Raw genomic sequence first — 22,778 nt, 5'->3', positions numbered from 1 at the left:
AGCTATCTGGGCAACGGGGCGCATTAAACGGGTTTTTCAGGGGGTCGTCAAGCAAGTTTTCAAAAAATATTTAATTATTACCGTCGCTTACGTGCCGACCCCGGTTTTTGATCAATTATTGAGCAGGCGGCACGTAACCGTCGGCCTTGGCGTAATCCTCGCCGGAAAAGAACTTGTCCATTTCGCCCGCCAGGTATTTGCGATCTTCGCCGTTCATCATGTTCAGGCGTTTTTCGTTGATCAGCAGGGTCTGGTGTTTCAGCCAGTCACCCCAGGCTTGGGCAGAGATATGCTCGAAAATGTCCTGGCCCTTGGCACCTGGGTACGGAGGGCGTTCCAGGCCTGGCAGTTCTTCTTTGTACTTGCGGCACATTACGGTGCGGGTCATGACGAAACTCCTGCGTTCAATACGTCGGCCGCGCGCTTCAGCAGTTTTTTCACCGGGGCGGCAAGGCCCAGGCGCGGCGGGGTGGCGAGGTTATACCAGAGCCAGTCGGCCTCGGCCACGTGATGGGCGGATTCCTCGACCTGCACCAGCCAGGGTTCGATGGCCAGTTGGAAGTGGCTGAAGGTGTGGATCAGCCCCGGCAGCGCCTGTTGCTCGCCCAGTGCCAGCGCGTGCTGGTTGGCGAGGTGTTCCAGGTCTTGCAGGTCATCGAGTTCCGGCAAGCTCCACAAGCCGCCCCACAGGCCCGTGGACGGGCGACGGTAAAGCAGGATCGCGCCCTCGGCGTTGGCCAGCAGTGGCATCAGCGTGCGCTTTTGCGGGATGGTCTTGCGCGGCTTGGGGATCGGGTAACGCGTCTCCAGGCCGAGCATGTGGGCTTCGCAGCCTTTTTCCAGCGGGCACAGCAGGCAGCTTGGCTTGCTGCGCGTGCAGAGCGTGGCGCCCATGTCCATCATTGCCTGGGTGTAGGCGTTGACGCGGTCGTGGGGCGTAAAGCGCTCAGCGGTGGCCCAGAGCTGTTTCGCGACCTTGGGTTCGCCTGGGTAGCCCTCTTGCGCAGTAAAACGCGCCAGCACGCGTTTGACGTTGCCGTCGAGGATCGGCGCGCGCAGGCCCATGCTCAAACTGGCGATGGCGCCGGCAGTGGACAGGCCAATGCCAGGCAGCTCAGTGAGTTTTTCCACATCCTTGGGAAATTCGCCGCCGTATTCAGCAACGACAATCTTGGCGGTCTTCTGCAGGTTACGTGCACGGGTGTAGTAACCCAGGCCGGTCCACAGGTGCAGCACTTCATCTTCCGGCGCGGCGGCCAGGGCTTCGACCGTCGGCAAGGAAGCCATGAACCGGTCGAAGTAATTGAGCACGGTGCTCACCTGGGTCTGTTGCAACATGATCTCCGAGACCCACACCCGGTAAGGCGTGATGCCCTGTTGCCAGGGCAGGTCATGGCGACCGTGGCGGTCGTACCAATCCAGCACCGCCTGTGAAAACTGCTCGTTTCTCATCGTTTGAACAGGCCTTTAAGGGCGTCTTTAAGCTGCGGATTAACCTTGTCGAGCTTCTCTTCGATTTTGTCGCTGAGCTTGTTGCCGGCGGCTTTGATGGCGACCTGAGTCAAGCCGTCCTTGTCCAGGCGGCAGGCCTTGGCGCCCAGCTCCAGCGGGCCACGGCAGCGCAGCGGCACTTCGATGTTCTGGAAGTTGGCGCCGACCTGGCAGGCCGGGTCCGGTACATCGCGCTGGTCGCCTTCGACGATGATGCCAACGCGGTAGTCCATGCCCAGCACACGCAGGTCGACGTCGCCGTTGCCGTTGACCGCCAGGCCCGGAATACGCACTTTGAGGTCCGGGTTGCTCGCCACCCCGTTACGCAAGTTAAGCGTGCCGCGCAGTTCCTGGAACGGCGTGTCCTTGCCCTGCGGCGTGGTGCTCAGGGTCTTGCGGTTGAGTAAGGCAATGCCGGTACACAGCTGCTGTTCAATGTTGGCGTTGAGCAGCGCGCCGTTATTGATCACAAAGCTGGCGGTACCGTTAAGGCTGTCGATCAGCGCTTTTTGGCTGTTGCCACGGCCGGTTAGGTTGCTGTCGAGAGTAACCTGGCCTTTGACCGGTGGGTTTTGCCCCTGGGCTTGCAGGATGCGTTCAACCGGCACTTGCTTGATGTGGGTTTGCAGCGCCAGCAGCGGGATGTCCTGGCGCACATCGAGTGTGCCGTTGGCCTGGAAGGTGCCGTTGTAGAGGCCGCCGCTCAAGGTGTCGAGCTTGAGCTGGCCATCGGCGCCGGAGGCTTTGAGCGCTGCATTCTGGATCGGCAGCTTGCTCAGGGTCAGTTGCCCAAAAGCCAGGTCGGCGTTGACGTCCAGGGTGCGCAGGCGGGTCAGTGGCAGCAGCTTGTCGGTGCTCCACGCGCCTTTGGTCGGGGCTTCCGGCAGTGGTGTGGTGCCACCGGCGGCCATGGCGCCAGCTTCGCTGTTCTGCACTTCGGCCTGGCGGGCAGCGGTTGCACCTTTGGCCGATTCGGACTTGGCCGGCAGGTAGTTGTCGGCGTTGAAGGTGTCGCCCTTGAGCTGCACGCGCAAGGCCTGCTTGGCGAAGTCATCCACGGCGATGCGACCGGTAAAGGTGCTGCCGTCGAGTTTCAGGTTCAGGTCTTCCAGCGCCACGCTGGTCGGGGTGCCCTTGAGGCGGCTGACCAGCTCGACCTTGCTCAGGCTGCCGTCAGCCATGGGCGGCAGCGGGTGGCCGATGCTGTCGAGGAACTTGGCCAGGTCAAACTGGGCAATCGACAACGCGCCGCTGACTTGCGGGGATTTGTTCAGGTCATTGACCTTCAGTTCGCCCAAGGCGCGCAGTTGGTTGGCGGAGAGCTTGAGGTTGGTCCACTCGGCGATGTTGGCCGCCAGGTCCACCAGCAATTGGCCCTGGGTGGAGAAGGTCACGGTCTTGCCTTGCAGCGGCTCGCCGGTGGCTTCGCCGCTGAGTTTCATGTCTTCGAACTGGTAGCGCTGCAGGGCACGCTGGATGCGCAGGTTGCCGCTCAGTTCGGTTTTGACGCGCATCAGCGGCTGGTTGCTGCCCAGGAATGCAGTGAGTTTGAGTGGAATACTCGCGCCTTCGTGCACGGCGCCGGCGCTCAACTGGATGCTTTCGGCACTGAACTGTTTGCCGGTTTGTTCATCGTTGTATTCAACGCGGGCGTTGTTGATGGTCAGGCTGTCGATGTCCAGGCGGATCGGCTTGGGTGGCTTCTCCGGTTCGGGTTCGGCAGGGGCTTGTGCTGGGGCAGGGGCGCTGGCGATGTCGGCCGCGTCGGGCACATTCTTGCCGATGTCTTCCCAGTTGCCGTGGCCTTGCTTGTCACGGTTAAGGCGCAGGTTGAGGCCTTCGACACGCACATCGCTCATCTGCACTTCGCGGCGCAGCAGTGGCAGCACGCGCACCGACAGGCCGAGCATTTGCAAGTCGGCGAACGGTTGGGTCGGGGTGGTCAGGGTTGCCACGCTGGCTTCGTGCAACTCAAGGCCCAGCCAGGGGAACAGGCTCCAGCCAATATCGCCATTGAGCGTCAGCTCGATGTGGGCCTTGTCGCGGGCAATCTGGCGAATCTCGTCTTTGTAGTCGTTGGGATCGAAGAGGTGGGTCAGGGCAAAGCCCAGGGCCACAATGATCAGCAACAGCCCGAGGAGTACCAGACCCAGGATTTTGCCGAACGCTTTCATGGGCGAGTCCTTGTATGTCGATTTCAAAATTTAGCCGCAGAGTATAACGCCCGAAGGCCTGCGTCAGTTCACGCATCGTTACATTGTATCCAGGGACGGCAAAATAGGATTTTGCCGTCAGGCAGATCAGGTTGAGTGAAAAAGGTGATGTCAGTTTGGTTTTTCTGTCATCCACTGGTGCTAATCTTCGCGGGTTCGTCTGTCGTCTGCGACACAGCGTCGCGCTTAAAAGGAGCTTTACTCAACAACAACGGCCAACGCTCTGCGTGCAAGGTCGAGGGAGAGAGCGCCTGACGGACACATACTAATAACTGGGGGAAACACCAATGAGCACTAGCACTGCGGCCGGTAGTACTGCCGCGCAGCCCGCGTTCCTGTCCAAGGAGCGCATTATCGCCAAGCCCGGCTTCAACCGCTGGCTGGTTCCGCCGGCCGCCCTGGCCATCCACCTCTGCATCGGCATGGCCTACGGGTTCTCGGTGTTTTGGCTGCCGCTGTCCAAGGCTCTGGGTATCACCGCGCCGGTCGCCTGCGCGCCGGACATGAGCTTTATCGCGCAAGTCTTCTCGTCCCAGTGCGACTGGCCCATCTCCATGCTGGGCTGGATCTACACCCTGTTCTTCATCTTCCTGGGTTGCTCGGCAGCCATCTGGGGCGGCTGGCTGGAACATGCCGGGCCACGTAAGGCGGGCGTTGTATCGGCGTTGTGCTGGTGCGGCGGCCTGTTGATCTCGGCGCTGGGGATTTATACCCACCAGATCTGGCTGATGTGGATCGGCTCCGGTGTGATCGGTGGTATTGGCCTGGGCCTGGGTTATATCTCGCCTGTATCGACCCTGATCAAGTGGTTCCCGGACAAGCGCGGCATGGCCACTGGCATGGCGATCATGGGCTTCGGCGGTGGCGCAATGGTGGGTGCACCGTTGGCCGCAGCGCTGATGGGCCACTTCGCCTCGCCAACCAGCGTGGGCGTGTGGCAGAGCTTTGTAGTCATGGCCGTGATTTATTTCGTGTTCATGATCGGTGGCGCACTGTCCTACCGCGTTCCGCCGACCGGCTGGAAGCCTGAGGGCTGGACCGCGCCGGCGAAAAAAGCCAGCAACGCGATGATCACCCACCGTCACGTGCACGTGAACGTGGCGTGGAAAACCCCGCAATTCCGTCTGGTATGGCTGGTGCTGTGCCTGAACGTGTCCGCCGGTATCGGCATCCTCGGCATGGCTTCGCCGCTGCTGCAGGAAGTGTTCGGTGGCAAGTTACTGGGTGTGGATGTGCCGTTCGGTCAACTGGACGCGGGCCAGTTGGCCTCTATTGCGGCCATCGCTGCAGGTTTCACCGGTCTGTTGAGCCTGTTCAACATCGGTGGCCGGTTCTTCTGGGCGTCGTTCTCCGACTACCTGGGCCGTAAAAACACCTACTTCGTGTTCTTCGCCCTGGGCTTTGCCCTGTACGCGTTGATCCCGAACCTGGGGCATCTGGGCAACGTGGCGCTGTTTGTGGCGGCGTTCTGCATCATCCTGTCGATGTACGGCGGCGGTTTTGCGACTGTGCCTGCGTACCTGGCCGACCTGTTCGGCACCCAAATGGTCGGCGCGATCCACGGTCGCCTGTTGACCGCATGGGCGGCGGCCGGCGTGCTGGGCCCGGTGTTGGTGAACTACCTTCGCGAATACCAACTGAGCATCGGCGTTCCGCGCGCTGCGGCTTACGACATCACCTTGTACATCCTTGCAGGCCTGCTGGTGCTGGGTTTCCTCTGCAACCTGCTGGTGCGCCCGGTGGCCGACAAGTACTTCATGACCGACGCTGAACTGGCTGCCGAGCAGGCGCTGGGCCATGACAAAGGCGCCGATGCCAGCACTTCGCTGGAGTGGAAAGCGGCCCCTGGTACTGTGCCGATGGCTGTTGCCGCCTGGCTGGTGGTAGGTATTCCGTTGGCGTGGGGTGTGTGGGTGACCCTGCAGAAGACGGCGGTGTTGTTCCACTGATGCCGCTGTAGTCGGGCGAGCGCGGCTCCCACACAAGCCAGCTCCCACACTGGATCTCTACTCGTTTCAAGACAGCGGCGGGGCGCACCATCCTGGAGCGCCTGCTTGTATGCACATGTCTATCCCCGACACTCCATCAGTCTTATCCCCTTCGATGTTTCTGTTTAGCGCCCGCGCCCCTATAATGGCTGCCTTTTTCGCCCAATGATTTTGCGGAGCTGGTGATGGCCGAACGTAAGGTATCCGTCGAGCGCGACACTCTGGAAACCCAGATCAAAGCCTCGATCAACCTGGATGGCACCGGAAAGGCCCGATTTGATATCGGTGTACCTTTTCTTGAGCACATGCTGGACCAGATCGCCCGTCATGGGCTGATCGACCTGGATATCGTCAGCAAGGGCGACCTGCATATCGACGACCACCACACGGTGGAAGACGTAGGCATCACCCTCGGCCAGGCATTTGCCAAGGCCATCGGCGACAAAAAAGGTATCCGTCGCTACGGCCACGCTTATGTCCCGCTGGACGAAGCGCTGTCGCGTGTGGTCATCGACTTCTCCGGCCGCCCAGGCCTGCAGATGCATGTGCCGTACACCCGCGCTACCGTGGGCGGCTTCGATGTCGACCTGTTCCAGGAATTCTTCCAGGGCTTCGTCAACCACGCACTCGTCAGCCTGCACATCGACAACCTGCGCGGCACCAACACCCACCACCAGATCGAAACCGTGTTCAAGGCATTCGGCCGCGCACTGCGCATGGCCGTAGAGCTGGATGACCGCATGGCCGGGCAAATGCCGTCGACCAAGGGCGTTCTGTAATGCAGACGGTCGCGGTTATCGATTACGGCATGGGTAACCTGCACTCGGTGGCCAAGGCGCTCGAGCACGTGGGCGCCGGCAAGGTGCTGATCACCAGCGACGCCAATGTGATTCGCGAAGCCGACCGCGTGGTGTTCCCCGGCGTCGGCGCGATTCGCGATTGCATGGCCGAGATCCGCCGCCTGGGCTTTGACAGCCTGGTGCGCGAAGTCAGCCAGGACCGCCCGTTCCTCGGCATCTGCGTGGGCATGCAAGCCTTGCTCGACAGCAGTGAAGAGAACGGCGGCGTCGACTGCATCGGCCTGTTCCCCGGCCAGGTGAAGTTCTTTGGCAAAGACCTGCACGAAGACGGCGCGCACTTGAAAGTGCCCCATATGGGCTGGAACGAAGTCAGCCAGACCGTCGATCACCCGCTGTGGCACGACATTCCGGACCTGGCGCGTTTCTACTTTGTGCACAGCTACTACATCAATGCTGGCAACCCGCGCCAAGTGGTGGGTGGCGGGCATTATGGCGTCGACTTCGCCGCAGCGCTGGCCGACGGTTCGCGCTTTGCCGTGCAGTTCCATCCGGAGAAGAGCCATACCCATGGCCTGCAATTGCTGCAGAACTTCGCCGCGTGGGATGGTCGCTGGTAATGGCCAAGAAGCCGAAGCCGCCGATCTTGAACCTCGCGCCCGAACAGGAGCGTGAGGCGACCGACAAGATCAAGCGTTTCATGGAGGACCGCTTCGAACTCAAGTTGGGCTCGTTCGAGGTTGCCGAGATTCTTGAGCTGTTCACCACCGAAGTGGCGCCGCACTATTACAACAGGGCGATTTTCGACACGCAGACGCTCCTTAAAGAAAGGTTCGAAAGCATCGAAAGCGACCTGTGGTCGCTTGAGAAACCCTGATTTCCCAAGCATTGCTGAATATCGAATAAGGTTTGCCAGATGCTGATTATCCCCGCTATCGATCTCAAGGACGGCGCTTGTGTACGCCTGCGCCAAGGCCGCATGGAAGACTCCACCGTGTTCTCCGATGACCCGGTGAGCATGGCTGCCAAATGGGTAGAAGGGGGCTGCCGTCGTCTGCATCTGGTGGACTTGAACGGCGCCTTCGAAGGCCAGCCAGTCAATGGCGAAGTGGTTACCGCCATCGCCAAGCGCTACCCGAACCTGCCGATCCAGATCGGCGGCGGCATTCGCTCCCTGGAAACCATCGAGCACTACGTCAAGGCTGGCGTGAGCTACGTGATCATCGGCACCAAGGCCGTGAAAGACCCGGCCTTTGTCGCCGAAGCCTGCCGCGCGTTTCCGGGCAAAGTCATTGTGGGCCTGGACGCCAAAGACGGTTTCGTCGCCACCGACGGCTGGGCTGAAATCAGCACCGTGCAGGTCATCGACCTGGCCAAGCAGTTCGAAGCCGACGGCGTGTCCGCCATTGTTTATACCGACATCGCCAAAGACGGCATGATGCAGGGCTGCAACGTGCCGTTCACCGCTGCGCTGGCCGCTGCAACCAGGATCCCGGTGATCGCCTCCGGTGGTATTCACAACCTGGGCGACATCAAGTCGCTGCTGGACGCCAAGGCGCCCGGCATCATCGGCGCCATCACTGGTCGCGCGATCTACGAAGGTACTTTGGACGTCGCCGAAGCCCAGGCTTACTGCGACGCCTACAACGGCTGAGGACTGACCATGGCGCTGGCCAAACGCATCATCCCTTGCCTGGACGTCGACAACGGTCGCGTGGTCAAGGGCGTCAAGTTCGAGAACATCCGCGATGCCGGTGACCCGGTGGAAATCGCCCGTCGCTACGATGAGCAAGGTGCCGACGAGATTACCTTTCTCGACATCACCGCCAGCGTCGACGGCCGCGACACCACCCTGCATACCGTCGAGCGCATGGCCAGCCAGGTGTTTATCCCGCTGACCGTGGGCGGTGGCGTGCGCACCGTGCAAGACATCCGCAACCTGCTCAACGCCGGTGCGGACAAGGTCTCGATCAACACCGCCGCCGTGTTCAACCCGGAGTTCGTCGGCGAAGCCGCGCAGCACTTCGGCTCGCAATGCATCGTGGTCGCCATCGACGCCAAGAAAGTCTCCGGGCCGGGCGAAACCCCGCGCTGGGAGATCTTCACCCACGGCGGTCGCAAGCCGACCGGCCTGGACGCGGTGGAATGGGCGATGAAGATGGAAGCCCTGGGCGCCGGTGAAATCCTGCTGACCAGCATGGACCAGGACGGCATGAAAAACGGTTTCGACCTGGGCGTGACCCGCGCCATCAGCGATGCGCTGGGCATTCCGGTGATCGCCTCCGGCGGCGTTGGCAACCTGCAGCACCTGGCCGACGGCGTGATCGAAGGCCACGCCAGTGCGGTGCTGGCGGCGAGCATTTTCCACTTTGGCGAATACACCGTGCCTGAGGCCAAAGCCTATATGGCCGCGCGCGGTATCGTCGTTCGCTAAACGCTGCTGGACACCCTGGCAGGCGCGGGGCACTCTCTGCGCTTGCCATGGATTCCGGTAGCCTTCATGTTCAAGACCCTTCTGCTTGCTCTCGCCAGTACGTCCATTCTGTTGACGGGCTCGGCTCACGCCGAAGAACCGTCTGACGCCTCCCTGGTGTTGCTGACGGAAAACTTCCCGCCTTACAACATGGCGAAAAACGGCAAGAACTTCGCCAAGGAAGAAAACATCGAGGGCATCGCCGTCGATATCGTGCGCGAGACGTTCAAGCGAGCCGGCATTTCCTACAACCTGACTTTGCGTTTTCCTTGGGAGCGCATCTACAAACTCGCCCTGGAAAAGCCCGGCTACGGTGTCTTTGTGATGGCGCGCCTGCCAGACCGCGAAGCCCTGTTCAAATGGGTCGGCCCCATCGGCCCGGATGACTGGGTGATGCTGGCCAAGGCCGACAGCAAGATTGAGCTGACAGACCTTGAACAGGCTCGTCGATACAAGGTCGGCGCCTACAAAGGTGACGCCATTGCCGAGACCCTGGAAAAGCAGGGCCTTAAGCCCATCGTTGCGCTGCGTGATCAGGACAATGCGCAAAAGCTGGTGGATGGCCAGATCGACCTGTGGGCCACCGGCGATCCGGCGGGCCGTTATCTGGCTCGCCAGGTGGGGGTGACCCAACTGAAAACCGTGCTGCGCTTCAACAGTGCCCAGTTGTACCTGGCGCTGAACAAAGACGTGCCGGATGAGGTGGTGGCCAAGCTTCAGGCGGCACTCGAGCAGTTACGGGGTGAGGGTGGTGTCGATCAGATCATGGCCCGTTACCTCTAGTTCGGGCTCTGCTTGAGGTGACTCATCAGGCAGCACCTCTGCGTTTGGAGACTCGCTCATGTACACGTGGTCACCATTGGTATAGCTGGCGGTGCTTGAAACCTGACTGCCGTCTTGTCGCAGCAGGCGGTATTCGCTTTGGACAAGGTACGCCGCAACGGCTTTTTTCGGCGGAACATAAGTGATGATTTCCAGCGACGAAGCCTGGTCCCAGCCTTTCGCCGAGCGCTGCGTGTGTGTGAAGTCGCGATCCAGGTGCGCCGAAAAACTCAATTCGAAGACGTGTTCGCCCACCGGCCACTCTTTGCCCAGACCGATACTGGTGTTGGCCGCCAGTGCCTTGGCAGTCCCGCTTACTTCACCTTTCGCGGCCGTCCACATGAATGGCTGACTGGTAGCTTCGGTGTTGTGCCCAAAGCCGACACACAGGTGGCGGTCCGTGCGCTCCAGGCGGTAGGTGGGCGATGCCTGAAACTGTTCGATCACGGCCAACTCCGGGTCTTTGACACAGAACCATGGCAGCTCACACACCTGAGGCGTGTGGACGGATTCATCATTGCCCGGGCTTTCGTACCCGCTGAGCGCGGGCGGTGGCGGCAGGTCGTGCAGTTGCGCTGTCAATGTCAGGCGCAGTGAATAGGCCTCAAGGCTTGGCTTGGCATAGTCGCCATGGCCTATGAAGGTGCCGGGGGCGAGGTATATTTCGCCGGCGGGTGCATCGGGAGGTGTCACCGACCAGAGGCTTAAGTCGTTGGTGGCGCCGCTGCCTTTATCGTCCCAGATCAATTCGCCCGTTTGAGCGGCCATCACCAGGTCTTTTCGCACGCACCGCACGGCATGGCGTGAAGGTTTGTCGTAGTCCACGCCGTACACCAGCCCCATCGCCACATAGCCCTCTGGCGGCAGCGGGCGCCAGATAGATGCATTGCTCAGCGCTCCGGTGCCTTCATCCTGCCACACCAATTGATAATCGACGGGCGCACGCAGGGCCGTGCCGTCGACGTTGTTCGCGTCGCTGACGACGGCGACAACGTTGCCGTGGTTGATATTGCGATAGTGGTCGACCGCAATATCACCCAAGGTAAAAAACGGTCTCAGTGCATCGGAGGCGGTGCTCGGCCGCCAGAGGCCGACGGCTTTGTGCGCGCCCGACCCCTTGTCGTTCCACAGCGGCAGAAACTCGCTGGTAAAGCTGATGAGCAGGTCATTGAATTGCAGAGGCTTCATGGAGGGCTCTCCAGTTGATGGGAGCATCAACTATCGAGCAGTGCACTCGGCGCCGAGCGGTAACTATCTACGCGCGGGAAGATACGTCCCGTTTTTACCGTGTGCAGCCATGGCTAGGTTGCTGCGCACGCTGATCATCAACTTGATATCAATCCAGTCGATGCCCTGGGCCTTGAGCTTGGGCAACTCACGCTCCAGTACCGCCAGCGTTTGCGGGTAAGGGTGGCCGATCATCACCACCGAGCCCTGCTTGTGCGCCAGCTTGATCGCGGTTTGCAGTTGTGTGGCAATCGCCGCTTCGGTGCGTTCGTCATCCAGGAAAACATCCCGCGACACATGCGCCAGCCCGATCTTCTGCGCCTCGGCGGCGGCGACGGTCTGTGCGCTGGTGCGGCTGTCGACAAAGAACTTGTTGCGCCGTTGCAGCTCAGCCATCAGCCACGCCATCGCCGCTGGCTGGGCGGTCATGCGGCTGCCCATATGGTTGTTGATGCCGGCGGTATAGGGCACAACCTTGAAGGCGGCGTCCAGGCGTTTGCCGAGTTCTTCGATAGGCAAGTCGGGGTGCCAGGCGAACGGGCCGGTGGCCGGGTCCATAGGCATATGCAGGATCACGATCTTGCCGGCCTTGTGCGCCTCACGGGCAAATTCGGCGGCGTGGGGCGTGTCGGGCATGATCGCCGTGGTCACCGGCCCAGGCAGGGCCAGCACACGACGGTCCCTGGGCAGGTTTTGTCCCAGGTCGTCGATGATAAGGGTCAGGTAGGCTTTTTGCGGCTCGCCTGCAGGGGTCGCATGGGCGACGCCTGCCAGGCTGCACAGCACAGCGATGATCAGGGCAAAACGCATATCAACGGCTGCGCGTAATGCTCAGGCCTTTAAGCAGGCTCAGCGCCTGGGCCAGTTGATAGTCGTCGTCCTGCGGCATCGGCTTGGCTTTGCTGCCGCTGCCGGTCGGCTGGTCGGCGCCGCCGTTGCCATTGCCCAAGTGACCTTGAAGGTCGGCCTCTTTGTAGTACTCGCTGTCGACCTCGTTGGTGATCTTGGCCCTGCGCACCTCGATGTCCGGCACGATGCCCTGGGCCTGGATCGAGCGACCGTTCGGCGTGTAGTACAGCGCCGTAGTGATCTTCAGGGCGCGGTCGTTGTTCAGCGGCAATACGGTTTGCACCGAGCCTTTGCCGAAGCTGGTGGTGCCCATCAGCACGCCGCGTTTCTGGTCTTGCAGGGCACCGGCGACGATTTCCGACGCCGAAGCGCTGCCGCCGTTGATCAGCACGGCCAGTGGCACGCCTTCGCTCAGGTCGTTGCCGGTGGCCGAGAAGCGCAACTCGGAGTTGGCGATACGGCCTTTGGTGTAAACAATCAGGCCTTTGGTGATGAAGTGGTCGACCACTTCAACCGCCGACTGCAGCACGCCGCCTGGGTTGTTACGCAGGTCGAGCACGATGCCGTTGAGTTTCTTGCCGTTGTCTTTGCGCAGTTTGGCCAGGGCCTTGGCCACTTCGTCGCCGGTCTTGACCTGGAACTGGGTGATACGGATGTAACCGTAGCCCGACTCCAGCAGCTGGCTCTTCACGCTCTTGACCGTGATGGTCGCGCGGGCCAGGGTCACGTCAAACGGGTTGCCGCCGTCGCGTACCAGGGTCAGGGTGATTTTCTGGCCGAGCTTGCCGCGCATCTTGTCGACGGCTTCGGTCATGGTCTGGCCACGGGTTGGTTGGCCGTTGATCTTCACGATCAAGTCGCCGGCCTGAATGCCCGCCTTGGACGCAGGCGTGTCATCGATCGGCGAGACCACTTTGATCTGGCCATCTTCGGAGCCGACTTCGATGCCCAGGCCGCCGAATTCACCGCTGGTGCTTTCCTGCAGCTCGGCAAAGTCTTCCGGCCCCAGGTAGGCGGAGTGCGGGTCGAGGTTGCTGAGCATGCCCTTGATGGCATTTTCCAGCAGGGTCTTGTCGTCTACGGGTTCGACATAGGCTGCCTTGATCCGGTCCATGACCTCGGCAAAGGTACGCAGCTCGTCCAGCGGCAGCGGCGCCTTGGTGGTCGCTGCGGTGGCGGCGGGTGCCGATGCAGCCTGGTCGGCAAAAGCCAGCGGCGCGCCGATCACCAGGGCGATCGTCAGGGCCAGCGAAGTGAGGCGGGACAAATGCAGCATGTCGAACGAACTCCTAATGTAGGTGCAGCCCTATCCTTGGGAACGGCACCATTGTGCAGGGTCGCTCGGGCGGCCCTGCTGACGAATAGCGAAGTACAGCGCCGGGGTGTCCTGGCCACCACTGTTACCGACAGTGGAGATGGATTCACCGGCTTTTACAACATCACCTGCCGACTTGAGTAATGTCTGATTGTGGCCGTAAAGGCTCAAATAGCCATTGCCGTGGTCAAGAATCACCAACAAACCGGCCCCGCGCAGCCAATCGGCAAACACCACACGGCCACCGTGAACGGCGTGGACCTGGCTGCCGGCGGCGGCGCTGATCATCACCCCATCCCACTTGGCGCGGGTGTCATCGCCACGGGTTTCACCAAAGCGTGCCAGCAGTCGACCATCAACGGGCCATGGAAGTTTGCCGCGGGCTGAAGCAAAAGGGCCGCCGAAGTTCTCGCCGGAGCTGGAAACCAGCAGCCCGGGCGCTGCACGCGCCGGTTTACGCGGCGCTGGCGCATCAGTGGTAGCGGCCAGCTCGGCTTCACGCTGGCGCTTTTTTTCTGCTTCCTGCTGGGCAATCAGCGCTTTTTGCCGCGCTTCTTCAGCCTCACGTGCCTGGCGAGCCAGGGTTTCCTCGATGGTTTTGAGCACTTTGCCCAAGTCGGCCTGGTCTTGTTCGCGGGCCTGCAGCTTGGCGTCGCGGGCCTTCACGTCATTGTTGAGCTTGGCCAGGGCTTGCTGGCGCTCCTTGCGCACCTTGTCCAACTGGTCGCGCTGAGTGTCGAGGGCGGTTTTCTGATCCATCAGTTGCGACTGCTGGTCGGCGATTTCCTGCTCGACATTGGCCAACTGGCGCAGGGTTTCATTAAAACCCTTTAATTGTGCCAGGCGCGCCTTGCTCAGGTAGTCGTAGTAAGTGAGGGTGCGCGCGAATTTCTCCGGGTTCTGCTGGTTGAGCAGCAGCTTGAGGTATTCCTGGCGGCCACTCTGGTAGGCGGCGCGGGCCTGGATCGCGATCAGGCGTTGCTGTTCAACGCGTGCGCTCTGGAGTTTTTTTTTCTCAGCGTCGAGTCGCTCCAGTTCCGACTCGCTCTTCTTTAATTCTTTTTGTAGCTCCTGGACCTGCTTCTCGAGCTTGCCCATCTCGGTTTCCGTGCCGCGCAGGTCTTTCTGCACCCCGGATTTTTCTTCCTGGAGCTTGCCGAGCAGCTTTTTCAGCTCGGTAATGTCCTGACGCGTAGCGTCCAACTGTTGTTGGGTTTGTGCGCGCTCATCGGCAAACGCCGGTTGGAGCAGGCAGACAAGAGCGAGGGAAATCAAGGCGCGAAGCATAGAGGCGGGCGACACCAGGGAAATGGACGGCCTAGTATGCCCGCCAAGCGCCGCAAAAAAAACGCCTCAACGCCATCTGCTTTGAGGCGTTCGTCATAAAAAGCCTTTCAGGGCGATTTAATTGGGCGGTTTGAAGGTTAAACACTATCGAAGAAACGCTTTGAAACGCTCCACCTGCACTGGTTTTTGCTGCTGAGAATAGACTCACGAGCCCTCTAATCAGTCAGTTGGCGCGATCGGCAATGTCCGGTGTTCATGAGTCAAAAGGCCAGCAAACCTGGCTCGATTACGGATTGCCCGACCTGCGTAGCCTTGATCGGGCTCTACGATCTTGCGCACTCGAGGAGGTGTTGGCGGGCAAAGACATTGCCGATGCTGTCGATATCGTAGCTTCAAATCTGGGGATTACCGATTCGACATGCCCTCAGGTTTGTATAGATTCCCCTCTGGGCAGGGTGTTGATCCAGCGCACGACGCTGGGGCACATTGTTGAAAAGCGGCAGGATGCCAGAGAACGATACGTAAAATTCGCGCTGGATACGCTGACAGGGCCTCTGGAAATCTGGCGTGTCGCCTATAGCGACGGCTCGGCTCGGCTGGCGTTCATCGGTGCTTATGAAACCAAGCGACAAATGCTGGTGGTGGTGAATATCCAGGCAGGCAATGTGTTGTGGAATTTCATGCAGACCGATGCCAAGGCGCTGAATAAGCATCGCCATGGGGAGCTGCTTTACAAACGCTACCAACTTTTATAACAGGCAAAGAAAAGGGCAGTTCTCTCGAACTGCCCTAAGTTAGAGCGCTTGATATTCATATACACACCCTCAAGCAGGGGTGTGGAGGTCTCACCCTACGCTGATGTCCAGTCATCAACGGGGTTCCTACGCCAGTTATCGCCGCTGGAGGCAACTGGTTTCGCGCTCACCTTCATTATTGACGGGCTACTCGCTTTGAGCAACCCCCGAACTGTTTCAGACCAGAATCGAAGTACCGGTCATCTCTTTCGGCTTCTCCAACCCCATCAGCTTCAGCATGGTCGGCGCCACGTCCGCCAGCACGCCGCCTTCACGCACTTTCAGGTCGCGCTTGCCGACATAGATGAACGGCACCGGCTCGGTGGTGTGGGCGGTATGGGCTTGCCCGGTGGATTCGTCGGACATCTGCTCGCAGTTGCCGTGGTCGGCGGTGATCAGTGCCTCGCCGCCGACTTTCTCCAGGGCGTCGACGATACGGCCGACGCACAGGTCCAGGCATTCCACGGCTTTTACAGCTGCTTGCAGGTTGCCGCTGTGGCCGACCATGTCGCCGTTGGCGTAGTTGACCACGATCACGTCGTAACGCTGGTTGTCGATGGCATCGACGATTTTGTCGGTGACTTCAGGCGCGCTCATTTCCGGCTGCAGGTCGTAGGTGGCGACTTTGGGCGACGGGATCAGGATGCGTTCTTCGCCCGGGAACGGTTCTTCACGGCCGCCGGAGAAGAAGAAGGTCACGTGGGCGTATTTCTCGGTTTCGGCGATGCGCAGCTGGGTCTTGCCGTTTTTCGCCAGGTAATCGCCCAGCACGTTTTCCAGGCTGCCCGGGGCAAAAGCTGCCGGGGCAGGGATGTTGGCGGCGTATTGGGTGAGCATCACGTAGTCGACCTTCGGCTGGCGGGCGCGCTCGAAGTCTTTGAAACCGGCGTCAACGAATACATGGCTCAGTTCGCGGGCACGGTCGGCGCGGAAGTTCATGAACACTACGGCGTCGCCGTCTTCCACTTTCACCGGCTCGCCGATGGTGGTGGCTTTGACGAACTCATCGCTCTCGCCACGCGCGTAGGCGGCTTCCAGGCCTTCCTGGGCGGTGGCGGCGTTGAATTCGGCCTGGCCGTCGACGATCAGGTTATAAGCCTGGGAGACACGGTCCCAACGGTTGTCGCGGTCCATGGCGAAGTAACGGCCGACCAGGCTGGCGATACGGCCCTTGCCAAGCGCGGCGAAGGTGGCGTCGAGCAGTTCGATGGACGACTGCGCGCTTTTAGGCGGTGTGTCGCGGCCGTCGAGGAAGGCGTGCAGGTAAATCTTGTCGGCGCCGCGCTTGAAGGCCAGCTCGGCCATGGCGACCAAGTGATCCTGGTGGCTGTGAACGCCGCCGTCGGACAACAGGCCCATGAAGTGCACGGCCTTGCCGGCTGCGACTGCTTTATCCACCGCCGCGCAGATCGTCGGGTTCTCGAAGAACTCGCCGTCGCGGATCGATTTGGTCACGCGTGTGAAGTCTTGGTATACCACTCGTCCGGCGCCGAGGTTCATGTGGCCGACTTCCGAGTTGCCCATCTGGCCGTCCGGCAAGCCCACATCCATACCGGAGCCGGAGATCAGGCCGTTGGGTACGGTGGCCGTCAGGCGGTCGAGTACCGGCTTGTTGGCCGAGTACACGGCGTTGTCGTGGTGGCTTTCACTGTGTCCGAAGCCATCGAGAATTATCAGGACCAAAGGTTTAGGCGTGGTAGTCATAGATCCTCTCGCGGCGGTAATAAAGGAAGGCAATCTAAAAGGGAGTAGCAGTTTAAAGCGAAGTTCCGACCACGTCACCGCTTTACGGGGGTTGGCCGCCCCTGACGGCTGTGTATACTTACCGCCATTTTAACGCCCTGGAACCTCCTTGATGGTTGATCACCTGATTGCATTTGCCACTGCCCACTACCTGCTCGCGGGTGCCTTCGTCATCCTGCTGGCGCTGCTGATCGCTCATGAAATGAGCCGCGGTGGCCGCAGCCTGAGCACGTCGGAGCTGACCGCGCTGGTCAACAAGGATGAGGCCGTTGTCGTGGATATTCGCCCGGCCAAGGATTTCGCCGCCGGCCATATCGTCGGCGCCCTGAACATTCCACAGGACAAGCTGATCGCCCGTTTGCCCGAGCTGGAAAAACACAAGGCCAAGACCATTATTCTGGTCGACGCCCAAGGCCAGCACGCCGGCACCCACGCCCGCGAGATGCTCAAAGCCGGTTTCACCGCCGCCAAACTGTCCGGCGGTATTGGCAGCTGGAAGGCCGATAACCTGCCGCTGGTGAAGTGATATGAGCCAGGTTGTCGTTTACTCCAGCGATTGGTGCCCCTACTGCATGCGGGCCAAGGCCCTGCTTGAGAAGAAGGGCATTGCCTTCGAAGAGATCAAGGTCGACGGCAAACCCCAGGTGCGCGCCGAAATGACCAAGAAAGCGGGACGCACGTCCGTGCCGCAGATCTGGATCGGTGACAAGCATGTCGGTGGATGCGATGACCTGTTCGCTCTGGAGCGCGCCGGTAAACTCGATGCGCTGCTGCTCGTCTGACTCCTAAACCCTAAAAGACCCCAAGATCAAGAAGGATCTGCGATGACTGACCAACAGAACACCGAAGCAGCAGAAGCTCAAGGCCCACAGTTTTCGCTGCAGCGGATCTACGTGCGTGACCTGTCGTTCGAAGCGCCGAAAAGCCCGGCGATCTTCCGCCAGGAATGGACCCCAAGCGTTGCGCTGGACCTGAACACCCGTCAAAAGGCTCTGGAAGGCGACTTCCACGAAGTCGTGCTGACCTTGTCCGTGACTGTTAAGAACGGCGAAGAAGTAGCCTTCATCGCTGAAGTGCAACAGGCTGGTATCTTCCTGATCCAGGGCCTGGACGAAGCGTCCATGAGCCACACCCTGGGCGCGTTCTGCCCGAACATCCTGTTCCCGTATGCCCGTGAGACCCTGGACAGCCTGGTCACCCGTGGCTCGTTCCCTGCGCTGATGCTGGCGCCGGTGAACTTCGATGCCCTGTACGCGCAAGAGCTGCAGCGCATGCAACAGGAAGGTTCGTCGACTGTTCAGTAAGTTGACGCGATAAAAAATGTGGGAGCGGGCTTGTGTGGGAGCTGGCTTGCCTTCGATAGCATCACCTCAGTATCACTGATACACCGAGGTGACTGCATCGCAGGCAAGCCAGCTCCCACACAGGTCTGCTCCCACATTTTGTTTATGCGTTACTTGAAGCCGAGCTGGCGCCAGCCTTCGTAAACCGCGACGGCTACAGTGTTGGACAGGTTCAAGCTGCGGCAACCCTCGCGCATCGGCAAACGCAGACGATGGCCATCGGGCAAAGCATCAAGCACCTCCGCCGGCAGGCCACGGCTTTCCGGGCCGAACAGGAAGGCGTCGCCTTCGGCAAAGCTGGCATCATGAAACGGTCGCGAGCCCTTGGTGGTGAACGCGAACAGCCGTGGGTGGCCGAGGCTTTCCAGGCAGCTGGCCAAATCGGCGTGGCGCTTGAGCGTGGCGTACTCGTGGTAGTCCAGCCCGGCGCGGCGCAGGCGTTTGTCGTCCATGTCAAAGCCCAGCGGCTCGATCAAATGCAGGTGGCAGCCACTGTTGGCGCACAGCCTGATAATGTTGCCGGTATTCGGCGGAATTTCTGGTTGAAAAAGGATGACGTGAAACATGCACGGCTCCGAAGGCAAAGATGCGTTGCATTCTACCCCTGAAGACGACCCAAGGCCGAAGCTATTGCCACGGGTGATGGGCTCACTGGCGATTGTTGGCTTGATGATCGGGCTGATGATCGGTCGCCTGACCACGCCGGATCCGGTTGAGTTGCAGCAGGTAGAAACAGCGGCAGACGGCGTGGTGGTGTGGTTCAACAGTGAACCCAAGCTGCACGGCGAACATATCGACGGCACCGTGGCGCTGCTGTTCGGCGCGCAAGGCAAGGCTGCCAGCGGGCAACTCAAGGTCAACGACAAGGACGTGAATTGGCGCGTTCGCAAGACCGATGGCGGCCTGCTGCTGAACCTGGTGGCGGCTCGGCCGTTGCGCGGGGAATGGAAAGGGGAGAAGGCCGAGGGTCGCTGGCGGCTGCAGATCCATCTGCGCGAGGAATAAAAGAGGGAGTTCCCGGCCTGCCTGTACCAGGGCTCCCAAAACGGGGTGAAGCCTTGCAAGGCTTCGGTGTTAAAGAGGGAATCCCCGGCCTGCCTGTACCGAGGTTCCCGAAACGGGTGTGGGGCGCGACGCGATCCGCATCAAGCACCCCGGGTGTAAAGAGGGGATTCTCGGCCTGCCTGTACCAAGGTCCCCGAAACTGGGTGATGTAAGGGTTATTGCAGGGCGCGTGCCAGAAGTTGCAATGTGTGCCAAAAAATTTCGCCAGAAAGCGCAAAGCCCCGGAATACGGGGCTTTGGTGTTTTTGCGGTTTGATGTTTTCTTGATTCGGCGGGTGTTTCAGGCTGGCTGGATGTGCGCGATGCTAGTTCATGGTGCATTGAAGCGGTGCACAGAGTTTGTCCCTGGCATAAAACAACTGTGGGAGCTGGCCTTATGTGGGAGCCGGGCTTGCCCGCGATGCAGGCACCTCGGTGTGTCAGTTACACCTTGGTGATGCTATCGCAGGCAAGCCAGCTCCCACACAAAGCCAGCTCCCACATGGTTCTTCAGTGGTTTTGAGATTTAGGCTTCATCACCCTCTTCATCATCCCCGCCATCGACCTTCATCCCCAGCTCCTTGATCTTGCGCGTCAAGGTGTTACGGCCCCAACCCAGCAACACCGCGGCATCGCGGCGGCGGCCGGCGGTATGCTTCAAGGCGGTTTCGATCATGATGCGCTCGAACGCCGGCACGGCGCTGTCCAGCAGGTTCGACTGGCCGCGTGCCAAAGCCTGGTCGGCCCACTGGCGCAGCGCCTGCTCCCAGTTGGTCACAGGAGCCGAATCCTGCGGCAGGCTCAACAGCTCCGGTGGCAGGTCGCTGATGTGTACTTCGCGCCCGGACGCCATCACTGTGATCCAGCGGCAGGTGTTCTCCAACTGACGCACGTTGCCCGGCCACGGCAGGTTCTTGAGGTATTCCTCGGTCTCGCTTTTGAGCAGCTTCGGCTCCACCGCCAATTCTTGCGCGGCGCGGCTGAGGAAGTGGCGGGCGAGGGTCGGGATGTCTTCGCGGCGATCCGACATCCGAGGGATGTGGATACGAATCACGTTCAGCCGGTGAAACAAGTCCTCACGGAATTTGCCCGCGTGTACCAGGGTTTCGAGGTTCTGGTGGGTCGCCGCAATAATGCGCACGTCGACCTTGACCGGCGTGTGCCCGCCGACGCGGTAGAACTCGCCGTCAGCCAGTACACGCAGCAAGCGCGTCTGAGTGTCAGCCGGCATATCGCCGATTTCATCCAGAAACAGCGTGCCGCCGTCAGCCTGTTCAAAGCGCCCGCGGCGCAGGTTGGCCGCGCCGGTGAACGCGCCTTTTTCATGGCCAAACAGCTCGGACTCCATTAAGTCCTTCGGAATCGCCGCCATGTTCAGCGCGATAAACGGCGAAGCCGCCCGTGGGCTGTGACGGTGCAGCGCGTGGGCCACCAACTCTTTACCGGTGCCCGACTCGCCGTTAATCAACACGGTGATGTTGGAGTGGCTCAAACGCCCGATGGCGCGAAACACTTCCTGCATCGCCGGTGCTTCACCGATGATTTCCGGGGTGCGGGTCAGGGCTGGTGGGGCTTCCTGGCTTTGTTGTTCCTGGGCGTGCTGGTTGGCGCGCTTGACCAGCGCCACGGCCTCGTCCACATCGAACGGTTTAGGCAGGTATTCAAAGGCGCCGCCCTGATAAGACGCGACAGCGCTGTCCAGGTCCGAGTGCGCGGTCATGATGATCACTGGCAGGCGCGGGTGCTGCTCGCGGATCCGCGCCAGCAAGTCCAGGCCACTGGCGCCGGGCATGCGGATGTCGGAGATGATCACGTCCGGCTGCTGACGCGCCAGGCGGCTCATCACCCCGTCGGCGCTGTCGAAGCTCTGGGTGGTCATGCCTTCCTGTTGCAAGGCTTTCTCGAGGACCCAGCGGATAGAACGGTCGTCATCGACGATCCAGACAGTTTCACTACGGCTCATGTCGTGGGGGCTCCTTGTTCCAATGGCAGGAAGATCGAGAACGTGGTGTGGCCGGGATGGCTTTCACATTCGATCAGGCCCTGGTGCTGGCTGATGATGTTCTGGGTAATGGCCAGGCCCAGCCCGGTACCGTCCGGGCGGCCGCTGACCATGGGAAAGAAGATGGTTTCCTGCAGTTCCGCAGGAATGCCGGGGCCGTTGTCGATGATCTCGACCTTGGTAACCAGGCGGTGGCGCACATGGCCGATGGTGAACTGGCGCAGAGCGCGGGTGCGCAGGCTGATGCGGCCCAGGCGCAGCTCGTTCTGGCTGCTGATGGCCTGCATGGCGTTGCGCACGATATTGAGCACCGCCTGGATCATCTGCTCGCGGTCGATCAATACGTCGGGAATGCTCGGGTCGTAGTCACGCACCAGGGTGATGCAGCCTTGGCTTTCGGCCTCGACCAGCTGGCACACGCGCTCCAGCACTTCGTGCACGTTGGTCATCGCCAGAGACGGCAACTTGTTGGAGCCGAGCATGCGGTCCACCAGGTTACGCAGGCGGTCGGCCTCCTCGATGATGACGTTGGTGTAGTCCTTGAGGTGTTCCTCCGGCAGCTCACGGGCCAGCAACTGCGCGGCGCCACGAATCCCACCCAGTGGGTTTTTGATTTCATGGGCCAGGCCGCGCACCAGCATCTTGCTGGTTTCCTGTTTGGACAGCTGCGCTTCTTCTTTAGTAATGCGCAGCAGACGGTCGCGGGGGTGCACTTCGAGCAACAGCAGGGTCGCACCGTTGCTCAAAATCGGGGTCACGGCGTAGTCGACCGTCAGCGTCTGGCCGGTGAGGGCGGTGAGCATCGCTTCGCGCTTGGTGAACGGGTGCGCCTGCTCCACGGCCTGGCGCAACGAACTCAAGGCCTCGGCCGATTCGGTGAACAATTCGCTGATGAACTGCCCATGGCTGCGCTGACCACTGATGGCCAGGAGCATCTCCGCCGCCGGGTTCATGTACTCAAGACGCAAATCGTCGTTGAGCAGGATGGTCGCGGTGGTCAGGTTGTCGAGTAACAAACGGTGCAGTGCATCGCTGATGGTCATCGGGACCTCTTTTGGAGCAAGGCGCGGGCTTGAGGCACACGCTGATACAAGGAAAATGCAAAAACCAAACCAAGGCTCCGAAAAGAAGCGTTAAACCCCTGAAATAAGGGTTTTAGGCGCGAAACTGTGGCGTTCTGCCAGCGTGATCGAGAAGAATCGAACCAAAATGGGCTGGACGGGTGGGAAGTGTGCAGGCTGTCGCACCAATATAGTGCGGTTTTGTGAAGGTTGTTCAGGAAGTGGTGGCTGGCGAAAAATTGTCTGGAGGAGCGGAGTCAATGTGGGAGCTGGCTTGCCTGCGATAGCGGTGGCACATTCACCATTGCTATCGCAGGCAAGCCAGCTCC

Annotated in this window: 24 protein-coding genes; 12 read left to right on the top strand and 12 right to left on the bottom strand. The window is 60.6% G+C overall.

Translation table 11 applies throughout. The annotated features are described in order from the left end of the window. Window positions 1–115 precede the first annotated feature (115 nt). The 3 genes from FEM54_RS02770 to FEM54_RS02760 are packed head-to-tail and all read right to left on the bottom strand — an operon-like array spanning window position 116 to window position 3,665. The gene (locus tag FEM54_RS02770) at window positions 116–388 is read right to left on the bottom strand and encodes an oxidative damage protection protein (RefSeq protein ID WP_017138649.1); all 273 of its coding nucleotides are present in this window, start codon (window positions 386–388) and stop codon (window positions 116–118) included. Further along, window positions 385–1,452 carry an A/G-specific adenine glycosylase gene (gene mutY / locus FEM54_RS02765; RefSeq protein WP_138449385.1) on the bottom strand — a complete coding sequence of 356 codons (1,068 nt, stop codon included), beginning with the start codon at window positions 1,450–1,452 and terminating at the stop codon, window positions 385–387. Before mutY ends, FEM54_RS02770 begins: the two co-directional genes overlap by 4 nt. Further along, window positions 1,449–3,665, bottom strand: coding sequence for an AsmA family protein (locus FEM54_RS02760; protein ID WP_138449383.1), 2,217 nt, complete (start codon window positions 3,663–3,665; stop codon window positions 1,449–1,451). The genes mutY and FEM54_RS02760 overlap by 4 nt, the downstream gene beginning before the upstream one ends. Before the next feature lie 326 nt (window positions 3,666–3,991). On the opposite strand from FEM54_RS02760, the gene FEM54_RS02755 reads away from it, so the two are divergent. The 7 genes from FEM54_RS02755 to FEM54_RS02725 all read left to right on the top strand — a co-directional run bounded on the left by FEM54_RS02755 (window position 3,992) and on the right by FEM54_RS02725 (window position 9,745). Next, the gene (locus FEM54_RS02755) at window positions 3,992–5,653 is read left to right on the top strand and encodes an OFA family MFS transporter (RefSeq protein ID WP_099549501.1); all 1,662 of its coding nucleotides are present in this window, start codon (window positions 3,992–3,994) and stop codon (window positions 5,651–5,653) included. Window positions 5,654–5,877: 224 nt separating this feature from the next. After that, window positions 5,878–6,471, top strand: a complete 594-nt coding sequence (hisB, locus tag FEM54_RS02750) for an imidazoleglycerol-phosphate dehydratase HisB (protein ID WP_017138645.1) — start codon at window positions 5,878–5,880, stop codon at window positions 6,469–6,471. Then, window positions 6,471–7,109 (top strand): imidazole glycerol phosphate synthase subunit HisH, encoded by a 639-nt coding sequence (gene hisH, locus FEM54_RS02745; RefSeq protein ID WP_017138644.1) that lies wholly within the window; start codon window positions 6,471–6,473, stop codon window positions 7,107–7,109. The genes hisB and hisH overlap by 1 nt, the downstream gene beginning before the upstream one ends. After that, window positions 7,109–7,366, top strand: a complete 258-nt coding sequence (locus tag FEM54_RS02740; protein WP_058421837.1) for a DUF2164 domain-containing protein — start codon at window positions 7,109–7,111, stop codon at window positions 7,364–7,366. Before hisH ends, FEM54_RS02740 begins: the two co-directional genes overlap by 1 nt. A 39-nt stretch (window positions 7,367–7,405) precedes the next feature. Then, entirely contained in the window at window positions 7,406–8,143 is a 738-nt protein-coding gene (gene hisA / locus FEM54_RS02735; RefSeq protein ID WP_008435688.1) for a 1-(5-phosphoribosyl)-5-[(5-phosphoribosylamino)methylideneamino]imidazole-4-carboxamide isomerase, read from the top strand. Between the two features lie 9 nt (window positions 8,144–8,152). Then, on the top strand, window positions 8,153–8,923 hold the full coding sequence (hisF, locus tag FEM54_RS02730; protein ID WP_017138643.1) for an imidazole glycerol phosphate synthase subunit HisF: 771 nt from the start codon (window positions 8,153–8,155) through the stop codon (window positions 8,921–8,923). A 66-nt stretch (window positions 8,924–8,989) separates the two neighbouring features. Beyond that, window positions 8,990–9,745, top strand: a complete 756-nt coding sequence (locus tag FEM54_RS02725) for a substrate-binding periplasmic protein (RefSeq protein WP_017138642.1) — start codon at window positions 8,990–8,992, stop codon at window positions 9,743–9,745. On the opposite strand, the gene FEM54_RS02720 is transcribed toward FEM54_RS02725, so the two are convergent. From FEM54_RS02720 to FEM54_RS02705, 4 genes are all read right to left on the bottom strand, one after another. Beyond that, on the bottom strand, window positions 9,698–10,972 hold the full coding sequence (locus FEM54_RS02720) for a Vps62-related protein (RefSeq protein WP_138449381.1): 1,275 nt from the start codon (window positions 10,970–10,972) through the stop codon (window positions 9,698–9,700). The genes FEM54_RS02725 and FEM54_RS02720 overlap by 48 nt on opposite strands. 63 nt (window positions 10,973–11,035) lie before the next feature. Next, window positions 11,036–11,821 (bottom strand): divergent polysaccharide deacetylase family protein, encoded by a 786-nt coding sequence (locus FEM54_RS02715; protein WP_138449379.1) that lies wholly within the window; start codon window positions 11,819–11,821, stop codon window positions 11,036–11,038. A gap of 1 nt (window position 11,822) precedes the next feature. Continuing rightward, window positions 11,823–13,136, bottom strand: a complete 1,314-nt coding sequence (locus FEM54_RS02710) for a S41 family peptidase (RefSeq protein ID WP_017138639.1) — start codon at window positions 13,134–13,136, stop codon at window positions 11,823–11,825. Between the two features lie 30 nt (window positions 13,137–13,166). Next, entirely contained in the window at window positions 13,167–14,462 is a 1,296-nt protein-coding gene (locus tag FEM54_RS02705) for a murein hydrolase activator EnvC family protein (RefSeq protein WP_138449377.1), read from the bottom strand. 242 nt (window positions 14,463–14,704) lie between these two features. On the opposite strand from FEM54_RS02705, the gene FEM54_RS02700 reads away from it, so the two are divergent. Beyond that, window positions 14,705–15,217 carry a PBECR2 nuclease fold domain-containing protein gene (locus FEM54_RS02700; RefSeq protein WP_099549497.1) on the top strand — a complete coding sequence of 171 codons (513 nt, stop codon included), beginning with the start codon at window positions 14,705–14,707 and terminating at the stop codon, window positions 15,215–15,217. A 216-nt stretch (window positions 15,218–15,433) separates the two neighbouring features. Here FEM54_RS02700 and gpmI read toward each other — a convergent pair whose 3' ends face one another. Beyond that, the gene (gpmI, locus tag FEM54_RS02695; protein ID WP_138449375.1) at window positions 15,434–16,960 is read right to left on the bottom strand and encodes a 2,3-bisphosphoglycerate-independent phosphoglycerate mutase; all 1,527 of its coding nucleotides are present in this window, start codon (window positions 16,958–16,960) and stop codon (window positions 15,434–15,436) included. Between the two features lie 151 nt (window positions 16,961–17,111). On the opposite strand from gpmI, the gene FEM54_RS02690 reads away from it, so the two are divergent. Genes FEM54_RS02690 through secB form a run of 3 tightly spaced genes read left to right on the top strand, consistent with a single transcriptional unit; the run spans window position 17,112 to window position 18,303 of the window. Further along, window positions 17,112–17,525, top strand: a complete 414-nt coding sequence (locus FEM54_RS02690; protein WP_017138635.1) for a rhodanese-like domain-containing protein — start codon at window positions 17,112–17,114, stop codon at window positions 17,523–17,525. Window position 17,526: 1 nt separating this feature from the next. Then, entirely contained in the window at window positions 17,527–17,781 is a 255-nt protein-coding gene (grxC, locus tag FEM54_RS02685) for a glutaredoxin 3 (RefSeq protein ID WP_017138634.1), read from the top strand. A gap of 42 nt (window positions 17,782–17,823) precedes the next feature. Next, window positions 17,824–18,303 carry a protein-export chaperone SecB gene (secB, locus tag FEM54_RS02680; protein ID WP_012721755.1) on the top strand — a complete coding sequence of 160 codons (480 nt, stop codon included), beginning with the start codon at window positions 17,824–17,826 and terminating at the stop codon, window positions 18,301–18,303. A gap of 149 nt (window positions 18,304–18,452) precedes the next feature. Here the strand turns inward: secB and FEM54_RS02675 are convergent, their stop codons facing one another. Then, window positions 18,453–18,908 (bottom strand): tRNA (cytidine(34)-2'-O)-methyltransferase, encoded by a 456-nt coding sequence (locus FEM54_RS02675; RefSeq protein WP_138449373.1) that lies wholly within the window; start codon window positions 18,906–18,908, stop codon window positions 18,453–18,455. Between FEM54_RS02675 and FEM54_RS02670 the strand changes: the two genes are divergently transcribed. Further along, a complete protein-coding gene (locus tag FEM54_RS02670; protein WP_017138633.1) occupies window positions 18,907–19,347 on the top strand; it encodes a hypothetical protein in 441 nt (146 codons plus the stop codon). The two genes, FEM54_RS02675 and FEM54_RS02670, sit on opposite strands and share 2 nt — an antisense overlap. A 565-nt stretch (window positions 19,348–19,912) precedes the next feature. Here the strand turns inward: FEM54_RS02670 and ntrC are convergent. The 3 genes from ntrC to FEM54_RS34275 all read right to left on the bottom strand — a co-directional run. Further along, a complete protein-coding gene (gene ntrC / locus FEM54_RS02655; RefSeq protein ID WP_138449369.1) occupies window positions 19,913–21,349 on the bottom strand; it encodes a nitrogen regulation protein NR(I) in 1,437 nt (478 codons plus the stop codon). Next, window positions 21,346–22,431, bottom strand: a complete 1,086-nt coding sequence (gene glnL, locus FEM54_RS02650; RefSeq protein ID WP_017138631.1) for a nitrogen regulation protein NR(II) — start codon at window positions 22,429–22,431, stop codon at window positions 21,346–21,348. The genes ntrC and glnL overlap by 4 nt, the downstream gene beginning before the upstream one ends. Before the next feature lie 90 nt (window positions 22,432–22,521). After that, window positions 22,522–22,778, bottom strand: a 257-nt coding sequence (locus tag FEM54_RS34275; protein WP_205894391.1) for a hypothetical protein, incomplete at its 5' end; no start/stop codon positions are given.

This window comes from Pseudomonas edaphica (assembly GCF_005863185.1).
GTDB classification, from domain to species: Bacteria; Pseudomonadota; Gammaproteobacteria; order Pseudomonadales; family Pseudomonadaceae; genus Aquipseudomonas; species Aquipseudomonas edaphica.
The sequence above is the reverse complement of the archived record's forward strand: the minus strand, read 5'-3'. Positions and strand labels throughout refer to the sequence as shown.